Here is a 13,771-nt window from a genome sequence, read left to right on the forward strand (position 1 = left end):
ATTGCACCCTGCTTCGTTCACGATCAAATGTTTTGATCTGAATTGATAATACTATTTACTAATTAAAATTCTTCTATACCGTCACGGAGCGATCGGAACCAATGCCACTCGTCGCCTTGCGACGGCCCTGGGAGGGGGCGCATCCGGCCGGCCGTAAGTCGAAAACGGGCCCATGCCTGCGGCCCCTCGGGAGGTGTATTATGAAACAGCTGAAACGCAATGCAGCCCTGTTCTTCGCCGGTTTGATGCTGAGCGCGGCGCCGGCTGCCGTATCGCAAGCCGCCGACAAGCCGACACTTGCATTCGTCGTCAACGGCGCGTCCGACTTCTGGAAAGCCGCAGAGGCCGGCGTCAAGAAGGCGCAGAGCGAGATGCCGGATTACCAGATGGAGCTTAAATACCCTGAGCAGGCGGCTGTCGCCATACAGCAGCGTCTCATGGAAGATCTTGTCAGCGCCGGCGTCAAGGGGATCATGGTCTCCGCGGTCGATCCCAAGACCCAGACGGACGGCCTGAATAAGATCGGTTCGCAGACGGCACTCTTCACCACCGACAGCGACGCACCGAAGACCAACCGCGTCGCCTATATCGGCTCATCCAACGTCGACGCCGGCATGCAGGCCGCCGAGATCGCCAAGAAGGCGATGCCGGACGGCGGCAAGTGCATCGGCTTCGTCGGCCTGCTCGGCGCCGATAATGCCAAGGAACGCATCCAGGGCATGAAGGACGGCCTGAAGGGCACGAAGATCGAGCTGACGGACGTACGCGGCGACGATATCGACCAGACGCGTGCAAAGAAGAACGTCGAGGACGCGCTGGTGGCCAGCCCCGACGTCACCTGCATGGTCGGCTTCTATTCCTACAATACGCCGCGCATCTATGAGGCGCTGCGCGACGCCGGCAAACTCGGCCAGATCACCGTCGTCGGCTTCGACGACGATCCGATCACGCTCGGCGGCGTCAAGGAAGGCACGGTCGCGGCGACCGTCGTGCAGCAGCCGTTCGAGTGGGCCTATCAGGGCATGAAGCTGATGGCCGCCTACCTCAAAGGCGACAAATCAGGCGTTCCCAGCAACGGCTTGATCATCATCCCGACGGTGATCATCGGCAAGGATGACGTGGACAAATATGCCGCCAGCCTGAAGGCCATGGCTGGAAAGTAACCCTCCTTCGCGGCGGCGGCGCTTGCCGCTGCCGCGAGTACGTTTCATGCCGACCGCATCAGCAGCCATGGACAGGCGATGAACCATAGCTCCGACATTCCGTCACCGGACGCGCCTGCAACGCCGTTCCTGTCGCTTTCCGGGGTCGGCAAGACCTATCCGGGCGTCGTTGCGCTCGAGGGTCTATCGATCGACATCATGCCGGGGGAGGTCATCGGCCTTGTCGGTGAGAACGGCGCTGGAAAATCGACATTGATGAAGATTCTCGGCGGCGTGATCACCCCCGACCGGGGCACGATCCTGCTCGACGGTGCGGAGCTTCGTTCTCTGACTGTCGAATCGAGCATCTCATCCGGCATCGCCTTTGTGCACCAGGAACTCAATCTCTTCGACAATCTCGACGTTGCCGCCAATATCTTCCTCGGCCGCGAGCCGCTGAAGGCAGGACCTTTCAAGCTCGTCGATCGCGATCGGCTGCGAGACATGGTCAAACCGCTCCTGAAGCGGGTAGGGGCCCATTTCTCCGCCGACACGCCGGTAGCGTCGCTTTCCCTTGCCGAGCAGCAAATGGTGGAAATCGCCAAGGCGCTGTCCATCAACGCCAGGCTCGTCATTTTCGATGAACCGACTTCCAGCCTGCCGCTGGCCGAAACCGAGCGGCTCCTGAGCATTATCAAGTCGCTGAAAGCGGACGGCATCAGCGTCATTTTCATCTCGCATCGCCTTCACGAGGTCGAGCGCGTCGCAGACCGGGTCGTCGTGCTGCGCGACGGAACGCTGGTCGGCACGCTCGCCAGGAACGACATCGGCCACGACCAGATGGTCAAGCTGATGATCGGCCGGGTGCTTGCGGCCCGAACCGCAAAACCGCAGCGCTCGCCCGGCTCGGTTGCGCTGAAGGCAAGCGGCGTGCGCACCGAGGCCTATCCCGGCCGTCCCGTCGATCTGGAAATCCGCTATGGAGAAATCATGGGGCTTGCAGGCCTCGTCGGGTCGGGCCGCACCGAGCTTGCAAGGGTATTCTTCGGCATCGACCGAAGCTACGGCGGAGCCATCCTGCAGGATGGGCAGGAGATTTCCGTCCGTTCCGCCCGCGACGCCGTGGCTCGCGGCATTTTCCTGGTGCCCGAGGATCGCAAGCGCAACGGGATTCTTCTCGATTTCCCGATCGCCCAGAACATCACCCTTGCCGATCTTCCCAAGCTTTCCAGCCGTTTCATGCTTTCTGCCGAACGGGAGACGGCGGCGGCCGAAAAGCAGCGCCTTCGACTCGCGATCAAGGCGCCCTCGGTTTCGACGCGAACCGGCACTCTGTCCGGCGGCAACCAGCAGAAGGTGGTGCTTGCCAAATGGCTGTCGATGAGCCCGAGGGTGATGATCTTCGACGAGCCAACGCGCGGCATCGATATCGGCGCCAAGAACGAGATTTACGGGCTCATGCGAGCGCTTGCCGATGCCGGGGTGGCGATCCTGATGATCTCCAGCGACATGGAGGAGGTGATTGGCGTTTCCGACCGCATCGCCGTCATGCACGAGGGCCAGATCGCCGGCATATTGGAAGAGGACGAATTCAGCCAGGAAAGCGTGCTTTTGCTTGCGGTCGGCAAAAGGGTAAAATAGCGGCGCGGCCAATATAGAAATATCGGGGAATGGATCTCGAATGGTCAAAAAAGATCTCGGACTGCTGCTTTTGATCGTCGTCGTCGGCATCGTCGTCGCCATCATCAATCCGCGCTTCCTGCTGCCGATCAACCTGGCCAACACCGCAAACCTGATCGGCCTGTTCGGCATCCTGTCGATCGGCCAGGCCTTTGTCATCATCACCGGCGGTATCGAGCTTTCCGTCGGCTCGCTGGTCGCCCTTCTCGGCGTGCTGTTCGTCGATTTCATCGCGGTTCAGGATATGTCATGGATGCTGGCGCTGCCGCTCATTCTCGCGCTTGGCGCGGTCATCGGCGCCGTCCACGGCTGGCTGATCACCCGGCTCAACCTGCAGCCCTTCGTCGTTACCCTCTGCGGCCTCTTGATTTATCGTGGGGCAGCGCGCTTCTACACCGCCGACGGAACGGCGGGCTTTGCGTTCGGCCAGAATTTCCCGGACCTCGAATTTCTGACGGCCGGGCGGTTTTACGGCGTTCCGAACACCTTCATCGCGCTCGTCATCATTGCCGTGGTCATGTGGATCATGCTGCATCGCTCCGTCTTCGGGCGTTATCTCTATGCGATCGGGAAGAATGAGGAAGCGGCCCGCTATTCCGGTATCCGTACCGGCCGCATGGTCATGTCGGCCTATGTCATCTGCGGGCTGCTGACGGCGCTTTCGGCGATTTATTTCGCCATGTATACACGCTCGATCTCGCCGGCGAGCCATGGTCAGTTTTACGAACTCTATGCCATTGCCGCCGCCGTGCTCGGCGGCTTTTCGCTCCGCGGCGGCGAGGGCTCGATCGTCGGCGTCGTGCTCGGCACGGTCCTGCTCCAGGAACTGCAGAATCTGGTGAACCTGCTTGGTATCCCGTCATCGCTGAATTTCGCCGTCATGGGCGGCGTAATCCTGATCGGCGTCCTGATCGACCAGCAATGGCACGCCATCCGCGCAAAGCGCCGCCTCGTCTCCGCCGCCCGGCATACCGAGACCCGTCATTCGAACGAAGGCAGCTTGCCGGTGGCTGCCAATCAGGATTAGGTCATCCGCTGTAGATCGCGCTCGTCAAATCTCATCGGCATGAGACGCGGGCGAATGCGCAGTAGCGCAACGTAAAGATGAAAATTGTCAACGTTATGGAACCAAAGCGGACCGGCCCTTCACCGCTGCGGCGGCACCCGATTGATGCCGAGCCGATCGCGCATCATGCCGGAGATTGAAATCTGGGAGCAAACGATACGCCAAGCCGCCGCGTGGCGAGGCCACCTCCTTGAATGCCAGACGGTTGACACCTAAATTAGCGAAATGCTTGACCATTCGTCTCGACCGTCATCGCCGTCAAACATCCCAATGGATGCCCTAAGCGAAGTCCTGCAAGACTTTCGCTTGAGTGGCGTCAATTACGGGCGCTGCGAACTCAGACATCCCTGGAGCATCGCGTTTCCGCAACAACAACTGCTTCGCTTTCACTTCGTTAGCCGGGGTCCATGCTGGATTCATACCGATACCCAAGGATGGCAGGAGTTAAATGATGGCGATCTGGTGCTGCTGCCTCGAGGCATTGCGCATCGACTGGCCAGCGCGCCAGATGTTGAGGGCGACTCGCTTGAAAGCTGTCAGATAACAAGGTTGGGAAGCAATGTCTGCGAAGTGGTGCGGGAAGGAACGGGGGAGATCAGCACCCTCTTCTGCGGCTCCATGGCCTTGGGAGCCTATGCGCTCAACCCCTTGATCGCTCTGATGCCACCAATCATCAAGGGCTGCGATGTGGCCGGCAATGACCCGATTGTTGGCCCGCTGCTGGCGGCTATGTCGGCCGAGGCGACACAGCCACAAATGGGGAGCGCGACCGTCCTATCACGCATGGCGGATTTGCTCGCAGCGCGGCTTATCCGCTGCTGGGTTAATTGCAGCGGAGCCTCGACCACCGGCTGGCTCGCCGCCATCCGCGATCCCCACATCGGTCGCGTCTTGGCGGCCATGCACCGGGATCCCGGCCATAATTGGACCCTCGAAAGCCTCGCCGGTGTGGCGGGCCAGTCTCGCTCGATCTTCGCCGAACGCTTCAGCACCATTCTGGGAGAAGGCGCGGCACATTACCTCGCCCGTCTGCGTATGCAGCTTGCCCGCGAGTTATTGGGACAAAGCGGCATGTCGGTTGCCGAAGTTGCTTCCCGGTTAGGCTATGAGTCTGAGGCATCCTTCGCGCGTGCCTTCAAGCGCGTGACCAGCGTTTCGCCAGGGATTGTGCGCCGCACAAGTTCCGGACGAACGGACATGAATTTCGGACAATAAGACACATATCGTCCCGATAACTTCGTTTATGAAATCTCCGAACGTAGGAGATATTTTGATGACGGACACAACATCACAGCTCGACGATACAACAATTGAGCTCGGCAGCGCCGAGCAATCCGCATGGTCGGCAGCGACCTGGTTTGCCGTCCTTTCGATGGCGGCCACGAGCTTTGCACTGGTATCGGCTGAGTTCCTGCCGGCGGGCCTGTTGACGCCAATGGCGCGCGATCTCGGGATTTCTGAGGGAACAGCGGGACAGGTCGTCACCGCTACCGCAACGGTCGGCGCCGTCACGGCGCTATTAAGCAATGTTCTGATCGGCAAATTAAACCGAAAGGCGGTGTTGGTCGGTCTCACTGCGTTGGCGATCGGCTCCAATATTCTTGCGGCGTTGGCGGCAGATTTTTGGCTATTGTTGTTGGGCCGGGCCGGATTGGGCATTGCGCTTAGCGGTTTCTGGGCGCTTTCAGTTGCCGTCGTGGCGAGGCTGGTCGGCGCGAATGCGACAGGTCGGGGCATGGCTATCGTTACCCTCGGCGTCTCGCTCGCCACGATAGCTGCACCATCAATGGGCGCTTTGATCAGCGACTGGTTGGGCTGGCGCAGCGCGATGGCGATGACCGCCGGGCTTGCCGCGATCGCCATGCTGCTGCAGGTGCTCAGCTTGCCAACACTGCCTGCAAGTACAAGCAACAGTCTCGCCGACGTTTTTCGGCTGACAAGGCGGCGCGGCATTCAATTGGGAATGCTTGCCATCCTCTTGTTGATGACGGGGCATTTCGCCGGCTCGGTTTATGTGCGTCCCTTCCTCGAACAGGTGACGGCCCTTGACACCAGATCGATCGCCCTGGCGCTGCTTGGCTTTGGCATCGCCTCTGTGATCGGCAATGTTGCCGGCGGTCGAATGGCCGACGCCAGTATCGGCGTGGCGCTCGCGGTTACCGCCGCGCTGATGACGTTCGCGGCGGCCGTTCTGGTGATTGGAGGCGCTCATAGTGGCATTGCGTTCGCGCTCGTTGCACTTTGGGGCTTCGCCTTCGGCATGGCGCCGGTGGTTCTGCCGACCAATCTTTCACGCGGTGCGCCCGACGCTCTGGAGGCGGCAGGCAGCCTGATGGTCGTCTCTTTTCAGGTGGCCATCAGTATCGGGGCGGTTTTCGGCGGCTATGTCGTCGACCACTACGGCGCCGTTGGGCCATTGACCCTCACCGCTGTCCTGGCTGCATCGACGGTAGCCTTGGCGCTGCTGCAGCCTCGCAAGCTGGTCGTTGATTCAGCTTGAGCAATCATGCGCAGTTAGACTGACGTAGCGGTTCTGTACCTATGAGGGCAACACTGTCCCGCGGTGATAAGTAAAGATCACCGCGCCTCATCGCCCCTCCCCCATCCCGATTGGATCACCTCGCCCGGGAGACGCCAGCCGGATTCGAAGCCTCGCTGCCCGAGAAGATGATGACGGCGAACATCAGCACGCCGGCGAAGGCGATGAGCGAGGAAATGGCGACAATCGGTTCCATCACCGTGTTTCCGGAAAGCAGCAGATAAAGCGATGGGATCAGCACCGCGACGCCGAAGGTGTAGACGACGTATTGGATCATCGCCAGGCGCTTCTCGGCCTTGTGTGGATTGAGCGCGTGGTAAACGCCGAAGAGCGCCATGGTGACCCAGCCGAGCAGGTTGGCGTGGGCATGGGCCCCGGTCGGTGCGTGATTACCTGAAATCGACATGTGAAGGCCGATCGTGATGCCGGCAATCAGAAAAATGATGGCGGTCTTGAAGTAAAGATTTGCGATGCGTGGCATTGGTTTCCCCCTCTGTAGCCGGCGAAACCTAGCATGTTTTCAAGCTTCTGAGAACGAGCGCATCAGAAGATCTTTGGAGCGCCAGCCCAGTTACCGATATTACAATAGAAATATTGTCGGGAAGTAAGGCGACACTAGACAATATTGCCGGCGGGCGAAGCGCACTTTTCAGTGGAGTTCGTTGCGGCGGCGGGAATTGACTTTGCCATGGCCGATCGCCTTTACAAATACGGATCGGTCATAGCGCTTCAGGCTCAAGACCAGTGCTGCACTCGCCGCGCAGTCCTTCAAAGGCGGCCGCTCGCCGCTTGGTGGACCCCGCAATGCGTTCATTCTCCAGACGGCGCGCAATCCGTCAGATTGATCAGGCCTCTAAAGTGCATTCCTGATCGGAAACATGTCTTCGCCGTAATGGTGAAGCCTCGTGTGGTGCCGTCGGCATAACCACCGTACCCTTAAAGGCTCGTCATATTGATCATGATGGGCATCGACTGCTTCGACCCCGCAGACTTCACAGCTTTGCTTTTCCAGCTCGCCGGCGTTGACTGCTCGCTGCACGGCTAGGTGAGCATCATATTTGCCTGGATTGGCACGACGCCAATTCGCTTGGCGGGTATCGGTTTTCAGCATCGCTGCATCCTGCCTCATGTCAGTCTGGGCTCTCGTCGGAGACGATACCTGTATCACAACGTCGCGCCTGGCTTCCGGGGCGAACATCCCGACAACTGCGAATCTACCTTGGCTGGTGTGAGATTGCCACCTCCCCTATATCGCCGTGTCATCAATGGCTCCGCGCCGCACTGTGGATCACCCGTCAACCGCATGGGATACCAGACTGAGTTGAGGAAAGCTTAGCCCACCGCATCAACGTGCGACCGTTAGCCAATCGCCGATCGTTGTCCCAAAATGCCGCATGGAAGGTGTTGCGGGGATGGCGGGGCACTCGGTTGCTATGGTCTTTCTGACTTCACGCGGGCTGAGCCCGAATTCATGGCTGAATGCGCGCGTGAAATTGGCAGCGACGTCGAAGCCGGCGGCCTCGGCAATCGCCGAGATCGGCCGGTTGTCGGTCGGGTTGGTAAGATCCGCATATGCCTGCAGCAATCGACGTTTGCGAATGTAGTTGAAGACGCCCCCGCTCGTTTCGAACAATTGGTAGAGCCGCGTCCGCGAGATGCCCAGCGCACGGCACATGACGTCAGGCGTCAGGTTATCTGAATGAAGATTGAGATGAATATAGCGATGCGCCCGCTCCATCAGCCCCATATTGGTCTGTTCCTGGCCGCGATCCAAACTTGCGGAGGATGCAGCGCATGCAACGACCATATCGCCGATCGTGCGTATGATCCGCGGCACCTCCTCCACCGTCAAATTGCCGAGGTTCGCTTCCAGTCCGTCGAGATAGCTGACGAGCAATTCGGCGAGGCTACCGGAGAGGGCGATGTTGTGGGCGTTCTGCAGAAGACCCGCATCACGGGTCAACAGTTCATAGGGCAAGAAGACGAGCACCGCGGCTGAATCGGTCATCCGCCCACGATACGGATAACCGAGAGACCTGAAAAATATCTCACCCGCGCCGGTCTCCGTTACATGGCGGTTGGCCTCCGTCCAGGCCCGGCCGCTGCGAAGTACGCCGACGTTCCAGTGATCGATTGGGCTCGATCGCACCATGGCCTGATCGCGAATATAGCTGCATGCCTGCGCGCGCTGCTGGACGATGAGGATATCGCCGAGATGCCAGCCGGTCTGTTCCGCGAGAAAAGCGTCGTCCTCTGCCTGTCCGTCCGGCAGATGAACATCCACAAGCGGCGCCATATGAGATCGCCAGGACTGGAATTGCTCTTTCGGCGGCAGGTCTCGCGTCGAAAATCGCACGGGCACCAATGCCGGCGGAACGTCCAGCCGATGTTCTTTTTGCGCGGACGGTTCGCGCGGCCAGCGCCGCCGCTCCAGATGGGCCGGCCATTCCTGTCCAGCAGCGGGGTCATCTCCAGGTTCCGTAACCATCCAGTTCCCCCCGCGCATAAGTCGATCCGGGCTGTTGAAAACAGCGAAAATCGTTTTCGCGGCTATATGTCCGCGCAGCCGATAACGCCGAATCGACTGAAGTCTAACGTGCATAAGCTACTTATCATATTCCTATACGAGCAGAAATGGACGGACCGATAATTTTCGGGATGCGGCGATAACGACATTGGCGTCCCGTTCCTGTATCTAAATGAGCACGGGTTAACTCCGAAGGACGTACGGAAAGCCCAAATACTCACTTGCCAGTGCAATGCAGTTTCAAAGCACTCTCAACGTGAAGCGACAAATAATCACAACAAAATATGCAAGCAGAGGAGGATAGGTCGTGAACTATCGGGGCAATATTCGTGCGCGCTTTGCGCGAGTGTCCGCTTACGACAGGAATTCGGCGGGTTTCCTCTGCTCACCTTCGTGCGAGGCGCTCCTGAGGCCGGACATCGGCAAATAAGGACGCGAAGGGGTTGCGCGCAGGCCGAGGCCGTCTGTGTCGATGCGTAAAAGGCCGAGGCTTGCACGCAACCCTTACCATATCCAACCATTGGCGAATTGACGCTGCCCATTTCTATGGCAGAACGGAGGCTAAGATGACCACCACATGTGATGAGAAACATACCGAATTGAAGCCGATTTCGATCTGCAGACGAGAGGTCGAAGTCGCCATGGTGGAAATGCTCGTCAGTTTGCAGAAACGTGGATGGACGGCTGCGGAATTGGCATTGGAGCTCGCAGATGCCTCCGAAGATCTCGTCATGCTGATCGCGACCAAAAGGCTTCGACCGCATTAGAGCAGTTCCAGGAAAAGTGCGAAGCGGTTTTCCGTCCGGGATTGCGAAAAAACAAAAGGTAGAGCGGTTCGGCGCTTCCGTGAAAAGCTGCACCGCTCTAGAAAAAAATCGCGTGGAATTGTGGCAGCACTGTCGGGCGCGGCGCAGTGATTTCCCACGCGATCATTACCCATCACGTCAGTCGCCGCGCCGGAGATGGCTTGACCATATCCCTGCGCCGCATTGATACGATGCCACGCCTCCCGTCGGCGGCGGTTCCTCCACTTCCGAACTCTTTCTGCCTCAGCTTTACGACCATCACTTGTCTACTAATTTTCGATGCGCTAATTTACAAGAATGAGTTGCATGCGTTTGTGCCGGCTCGATTGGGACGGATGGCTGCAGCAGCGATATCTTCGGATGCCAACATGATCTGGAACCATCGCATTACGCGCATCGTTGTCGGCTTGCTGCTGCTGGCACTCGTGACTGTAGTCTCATTGCCGACGATCACCGGCTTTACCAGCCTTGATGGCACGGTCAATGCGCGGTTTGCTGTCGTTAATGCGCCGATCGACGGCACGATTGCGGAAGACCCCCTCAAGGTCGGCAGCGCGGTCAAAGCGGGACAATCGCTGGCTGAAATCAGAAATATGCGCATCAATCACGCAATCCTCGCGTCGCTCGAGGCAGATCGCAATACGGCGCTCGACCGCGTTGCGGCGCTAAAAAAGGAACGGGAGGAGCTCTCGACGCTTCGCGAGGAATTGTCTGCCAGATTGGAAGTCTACAGGCAGACCACCATTGCCAATCTTGAGAGCGAAGTCGAAATCCTGCGGAAAAAAGTCGAAGTGTCGCAAGCGCAGGATCTGGTCGCGCAGGTCGACCTGAGCCGCCGGATGCAGCTCGAGTCAAAAGGCATTCTGACGCAGAAGCTGGTTGAGGCCGCGCGTGCTGCCGGCGCTGCGACCGGCGGCGAGGTCGAAATCAGCAATCTGACTGTCGATCAATTGCAACAAAGGCTCAATGCGGTCCGCCAGGGTATCTTTGTTTTCGGCGACGGACAGAATGACGTGCCCTATTCGCGACAGCGTGAAGACGAGGTGGTCGTTCGCATCAATGACTTGAACTCGCGCATAGCGGAAAACGAGACACGAGCGACCGAAGTTCAAAAGCAGCTGGTCAAAGAGGCGGGCCGCGTCAGCAGCCTTGAATCCGCAACTGCAACAGCGCCGTTCGACGGCGTTGTTTGGACCAGGAGTATCGTCAACGGTTCCAACGTCGTGCTGAACGACGAGTTGATGCGCCTTCTCGACTGTCGAGAGCTGTACGTGGATATCCTTGTCCCTGAGGTCAACTATGACGAGATCTATCCAGGGCTCGTCGCGCAGGTGCGATTGTTCGGCCGCAGCGATGTCTTCCCAGGGACGGTCGTGTCCGTCAGAGGCAGTTCGGCTTCGGTTGACGCCGATTCCTTTGCCGCCAGTTTGCCGCCGTCGACACAACGCAATGCCCGCATTCGGGTTCGCCTCGATCCATCCTTCATGAACGACGACTTTGCGAACTCCTGCCAGGTCGGACGCACAGTGCAGGTACGGTTTTCCAAACACGGCATCAACGTATCCAACTGGGTCAAAAGCCTGTGGTTCAGTATCTTGTAGCGCTGGCTCCGACCTTTGCAGTTTTGGCCTTCTTCTTCTTGGGGCCGTTCAATTGGTCGCGCCATCACACCTGGACACGGGCGGTGACCTGCGCGTTTGTCGCAGCAATCGCATTGCGATACATGTTCTGGCGTTTGACGGAGACAGTGCTTCCCTATCCCGACGGCGGTGCGAGTTTCTACTGGGTCTGGATCCTCTTCATCGTCGAGATTCTGGCGTGCGTCGAAGTCATCCTTTTTCTGGTATTGATGAGCCGCTACGTCGATCGCAGCGCAGAGGCGGACAGGCTGGCGCGGGTTTTCTTTGCGCGGGAGCAGCGTGAGCTGCCGACTGTCGATGTTTTCATTCCTACCTATAATGAGCCGCTCGACGTACTCGAGCGAACCATCATCGGCGCCCGCTCGCTGGATTATCCTGCCGACAAGTTGAATGTGTATGTGCTTGACGATCAACGCCGAGATTGGCTGAAGGCCTATTGCGAGGAAAAGAAGGTCATCCACGTCACGCGCGGCGACAACAGCCACGCCAAAGCAGGCAATATGAACAATGGGCTGAAGGTCAGCTCGGGCGATTTTATTGCGATTTTCGACGCCGATTTTGTCCCCTATCGACATTTCCTTCGCCGGACGCTGCCCTTCTTTTGCGATGACAGCATCGGCATCGTCCAGACACCTCAACATTTCTTCAATGTCGATCCGGTGCAATCAAACCTTGGCCTGGAGAATATCTGGCCGGACGAGCAGCGCTTGTTCTTCGACGAGATCGCGCCCAGCCGAGATGCCTGGGACGTCAGTTTCTGCTGCGGTTCATGCTCGATTGCCCGCCGCAAGGCCGTCGACGCAATAGGCGGGTTTCCGACGGAGTCGATCACGGAAGACCTGCTGACAACGCTTTCGATGCTCAACAAAGGCTACAAGACGCGCTATCTGAACGAGCGGCTATCGATGGGGCTGGCCGCCGAAAACCTGACCGGGTATTTTGTGCAGCGTGAACGGTGGTGTCAGGGAGGTATTCAAACCCTTTACCTCTATAACGGGCCGCTGCGCGGCCCGGGATTGACGCTCTTTCAACGGATCATGTTCCTGCCGGCATCATGGCTGGTGCAGTATCTGGTTCGCTTCACGATATTGCTCGTCCCCATCGTCTATCTTTGGTTCGGCCTGCTCCCGCTCTATTTCACTGATATAGCCGATTATGTCTCGCATCAGGTGCCGTTGCTGGCGGCGTATTTTCTGCTCATGCTGTGGATCACGCCGACCCGTTATTTGCCTGTGGTTTCCAGCGCCGTCGGGACCTTTGCGACATTCCGCATGTTTCCGACCGTGGTCTCGAGCCTGGTGAGGCCGTTTGGTAAGCCGTTCAGGGTGACGCCAAAGGGCAGCGGCAATGAGTCGAACCAGTTCGACCGCTACAGCTTTACCTGGATCGCAAGCATAGTCACGGTCACCGTCCTTGGTCTGCTGCTCAACGTCGTACCGGAAACGTCGCATGTACAGGGCCAGTTTTCGCCGGTCGCAGCCTGGTGGTCCGGTATCAATATCGTCGTCCTGCTCATCGCCTCGCTCATCTGCTTCGAGAAACCCCGGCGCCTGTTTCATGCGTTCAAGCTCGATGAGCCTGCTGTCGTCGACGATGTCTCCGGCCAAATCGTCAGCCTGGCACTGGACAAGGCCGTCGTTGCAGTCCCCACCATGGCCCGATTTCAATCCAAATCGGTCATGCTGAAACTCCACGGCTTCGCTCCGTTCAAGGCGGAGCTCGGGCAGGTCACTCAGCGAGGAAGGAGCGTAAGTCGCAGCGGCGACAAGCAAGCTTATTACCTGCATCTGTATTTCGAACTCAGCGGCGCTGCTCGCGACAGCATGATTGTCAAACTCTACACCGGTCAATATTCGAGGGATATTCGCGACATCGACAAGGTTGCCGTCTCTCTTAATCTTTTGTTGCGGTCATTCGGGCGAACTCGAACCTTGTAGTGCGATGCGCAAATCGCAGCAATAGGTTTCCCGGTATTACATACGGCGTCGCTTTCGCTTCTAGGGGAGGCAGAGAGCTTCGCCCATGACGAAGGCGATCAAACGACGATAGAGGATCCGGATCTGCTTGCAGGCGTGATCGTCGCCCCCCCGGTTAGCGATGGAAATGGCAAACCTGATCTGCTTCAAGACCGCAACGCTGACCGCTCTCGGATTTCAGAGAAATGGCGTATAGGGGGAAGAGACGGCGTCCCAGAAGATCGAACATCTCGGCTTGATGTTTGGTTCGTTGGGACAATCACCGACTAGCGCGGTAAACGGCTTTGGCGTCCCTCCCGGTCAATTGACCTTTGGCCTCCTGGTCTTCCCCGATATTTGGGACTGGTATCTGCAATGGTGCGAACAGCGCCGTGAGGCGGCGGCACGAATGCCCG

General features: G+C 58.6%; 11 protein-coding genes and 1 pseudogene. 9 read left to right on the forward strand and 3 right to left on the reverse strand.

The features are described from left to right. Positions 1-200 precede the first annotated feature (200 nt). The 5 genes from ATY29_RS18960 (at position 201) to ATY29_RS18980 (ending at position 6,388) form a co-directional block, all read left to right on the forward strand. The gene (locus tag ATY29_RS18960) at positions 201-1,163 is read left to right on the forward strand and encodes a sugar-binding protein (RefSeq protein WP_003572097.1); all 963 of its coding nucleotides are present in this window, start codon (positions 201-203) and stop codon (positions 1,161-1,163) included. Positions 1,164-1,241: 78 nt separating this feature from the next. Next, positions 1,242-2,783: a sugar ABC transporter ATP-binding protein gene (locus ATY29_RS18965; RefSeq protein ID WP_097533031.1), complete on the forward strand. Its 1,542-nt coding sequence runs from the start codon at positions 1,242-1,244 to the stop codon at positions 2,781-2,783. Between the two features lie 40 nt (positions 2,784-2,823). Beyond that, positions 2,824-3,849: an ABC transporter permease gene (locus tag ATY29_RS18970; protein WP_003572093.1), complete on the forward strand. Its 1,026-nt coding sequence runs from the start codon at positions 2,824-2,826 to the stop codon at positions 3,847-3,849. A gap of 264 nt (positions 3,850-4,113) precedes the next feature. Beyond that, positions 4,114-5,103 carry an AraC family transcriptional regulator gene (locus ATY29_RS18975; protein WP_165779355.1) on the forward strand — a complete coding sequence of 330 codons (990 nt, stop codon included), beginning with the start codon at positions 4,114-4,116 and terminating at the stop codon, positions 5,101-5,103. Between the two features lie 58 nt (positions 5,104-5,161). Further along, the gene (locus ATY29_RS18980; protein WP_025417955.1) at positions 5,162-6,388 is read left to right on the forward strand and encodes an MFS transporter; all 1,227 of its coding nucleotides are present in this window, start codon (positions 5,162-5,164) and stop codon (positions 6,386-6,388) included. 115 nt (positions 6,389-6,503) lie between these two features. Here ATY29_RS18980 and ATY29_RS18985 read toward each other — a convergent pair whose 3' ends face one another. From ATY29_RS18985 to ATY29_RS18995, 3 genes are all read right to left on the reverse strand, one after another. After that, complete coding sequence (locus ATY29_RS18985) at positions 6,504-6,908, reverse strand: hypothetical protein (protein ID WP_003572083.1); 405 nt, start codon at positions 6,906-6,908, stop codon at positions 6,504-6,506. Between the two features lie 372 nt (positions 6,909-7,280). Then, positions 7,281-7,538: a hypothetical protein gene (locus tag ATY29_RS18990; protein ID WP_003572082.1), complete on the reverse strand. Its 258-nt coding sequence runs from the start codon at positions 7,536-7,538 to the stop codon at positions 7,281-7,283. Positions 7,539-7,772: 234 nt separating this feature from the next. Beyond that, on the reverse strand, positions 7,773-8,915 hold the full coding sequence (locus tag ATY29_RS18995; RefSeq protein WP_097533033.1) for a helix-turn-helix transcriptional regulator: 1,143 nt from the start codon (positions 8,913-8,915) through the stop codon (positions 7,773-7,775). Between the two features lie 605 nt (positions 8,916-9,520). Between ATY29_RS18995 and ATY29_RS19000 the strand changes: the two genes are divergently transcribed. The 4 genes and pseudogenes from ATY29_RS19000 to ATY29_RS37780 all read left to right on the forward strand — a co-directional run. After that, the gene (locus ATY29_RS19000) at positions 9,521-9,721 is read left to right on the forward strand and encodes a hypothetical protein (RefSeq protein ID WP_003572080.1); all 201 of its coding nucleotides are present in this window, start codon (positions 9,521-9,523) and stop codon (positions 9,719-9,721) included. Positions 9,722-10,128: 407 nt separating this feature from the next. After that, positions 10,129-11,361: an HlyD family secretion protein gene (locus ATY29_RS19005; protein WP_097533081.1), complete on the forward strand. Its 1,233-nt coding sequence runs from the start codon at positions 10,129-10,131 to the stop codon at positions 11,359-11,361. After that, positions 11,343-13,337, forward strand: coding sequence for a glycosyltransferase (locus tag ATY29_RS19010; protein WP_003572078.1), 1,995 nt, complete (start codon positions 11,343-11,345; stop codon positions 13,335-13,337). The genes ATY29_RS19005 and ATY29_RS19010 overlap by 19 nt, the downstream gene beginning before the upstream one ends. Before the next feature lie 23 nt (positions 13,338-13,360). Continuing rightward, positions 13,361-13,749: pseudogene (locus ATY29_RS37780) on the forward strand (hypothetical protein); the annotation flags it as partial. Between the last annotated feature and the right edge of the window lie 22 nt (positions 13,750-13,771).

The sequence above is a fragment of the Rhizobium hidalgonense genome (assembly GCF_002914525.1).
GTDB classification, from domain to species: domain Bacteria; phylum Pseudomonadota; class Alphaproteobacteria; order Rhizobiales; family Rhizobiaceae; genus Rhizobium; species Rhizobium hidalgonense.

Excerpts from the sequence above, each read along its gene's own strand:
- ATY29_RS18960 (WP_003572097.1), top strand. The coding sequence starts at position 201 with ATGAAACAGCTGAAACGCAATGCAGCCCTGTTCTTCGCCGGTTTGATG.
- ATY29_RS18965 (WP_097533031.1), top strand. The coding sequence starts at position 1,242 with ATGAACCATAGCTCCGACATTCCGTCACCGGACGCGCCTGCAACGCCG.
- ATY29_RS18970 (WP_003572093.1), top strand. The coding sequence starts at position 2,824 with ATGGTCAAAAAAGATCTCGGACTGCTGCTTTTGATCGTCGTCGTCGGC.
- ATY29_RS18975 (WP_165779355.1), top strand. The coding sequence starts at position 4,114 with ATGCTTGACCATTCGTCTCGACCGTCATCGCCGTCAAACATCCCAATG.
- ATY29_RS18980 (WP_025417955.1), top strand. The coding sequence starts at position 5,162 with ATGACGGACACAACATCACAGCTCGACGATACAACAATTGAGCTCGGC.
- ATY29_RS18985 (WP_003572083.1), bottom strand. The coding sequence starts at position 6,908 with ATGCCACGCATCGCAAATCTTTACTTCAAGACCGCCATCATTTTTCTG.
- ATY29_RS18990 (WP_003572082.1), bottom strand. The coding sequence starts at position 7,538 with ATGCTGAAAACCGATACCCGCCAAGCGAATTGGCGTCGTGCCAATCCA.
- ATY29_RS18995 (WP_097533033.1), bottom strand. The coding sequence starts at position 8,915 with ATGGTTACGGAACCTGGAGATGACCCCGCTGCTGGACAGGAATGGCCG.
- ATY29_RS19000 (WP_003572080.1), top strand. The coding sequence starts at position 9,521 with ATGACCACCACATGTGATGAGAAACATACCGAATTGAAGCCGATTTCG.
- ATY29_RS19005 (WP_097533081.1), top strand. The coding sequence starts at position 10,129 with ATGATCTGGAACCATCGCATTACGCGCATCGTTGTCGGCTTGCTGCTG.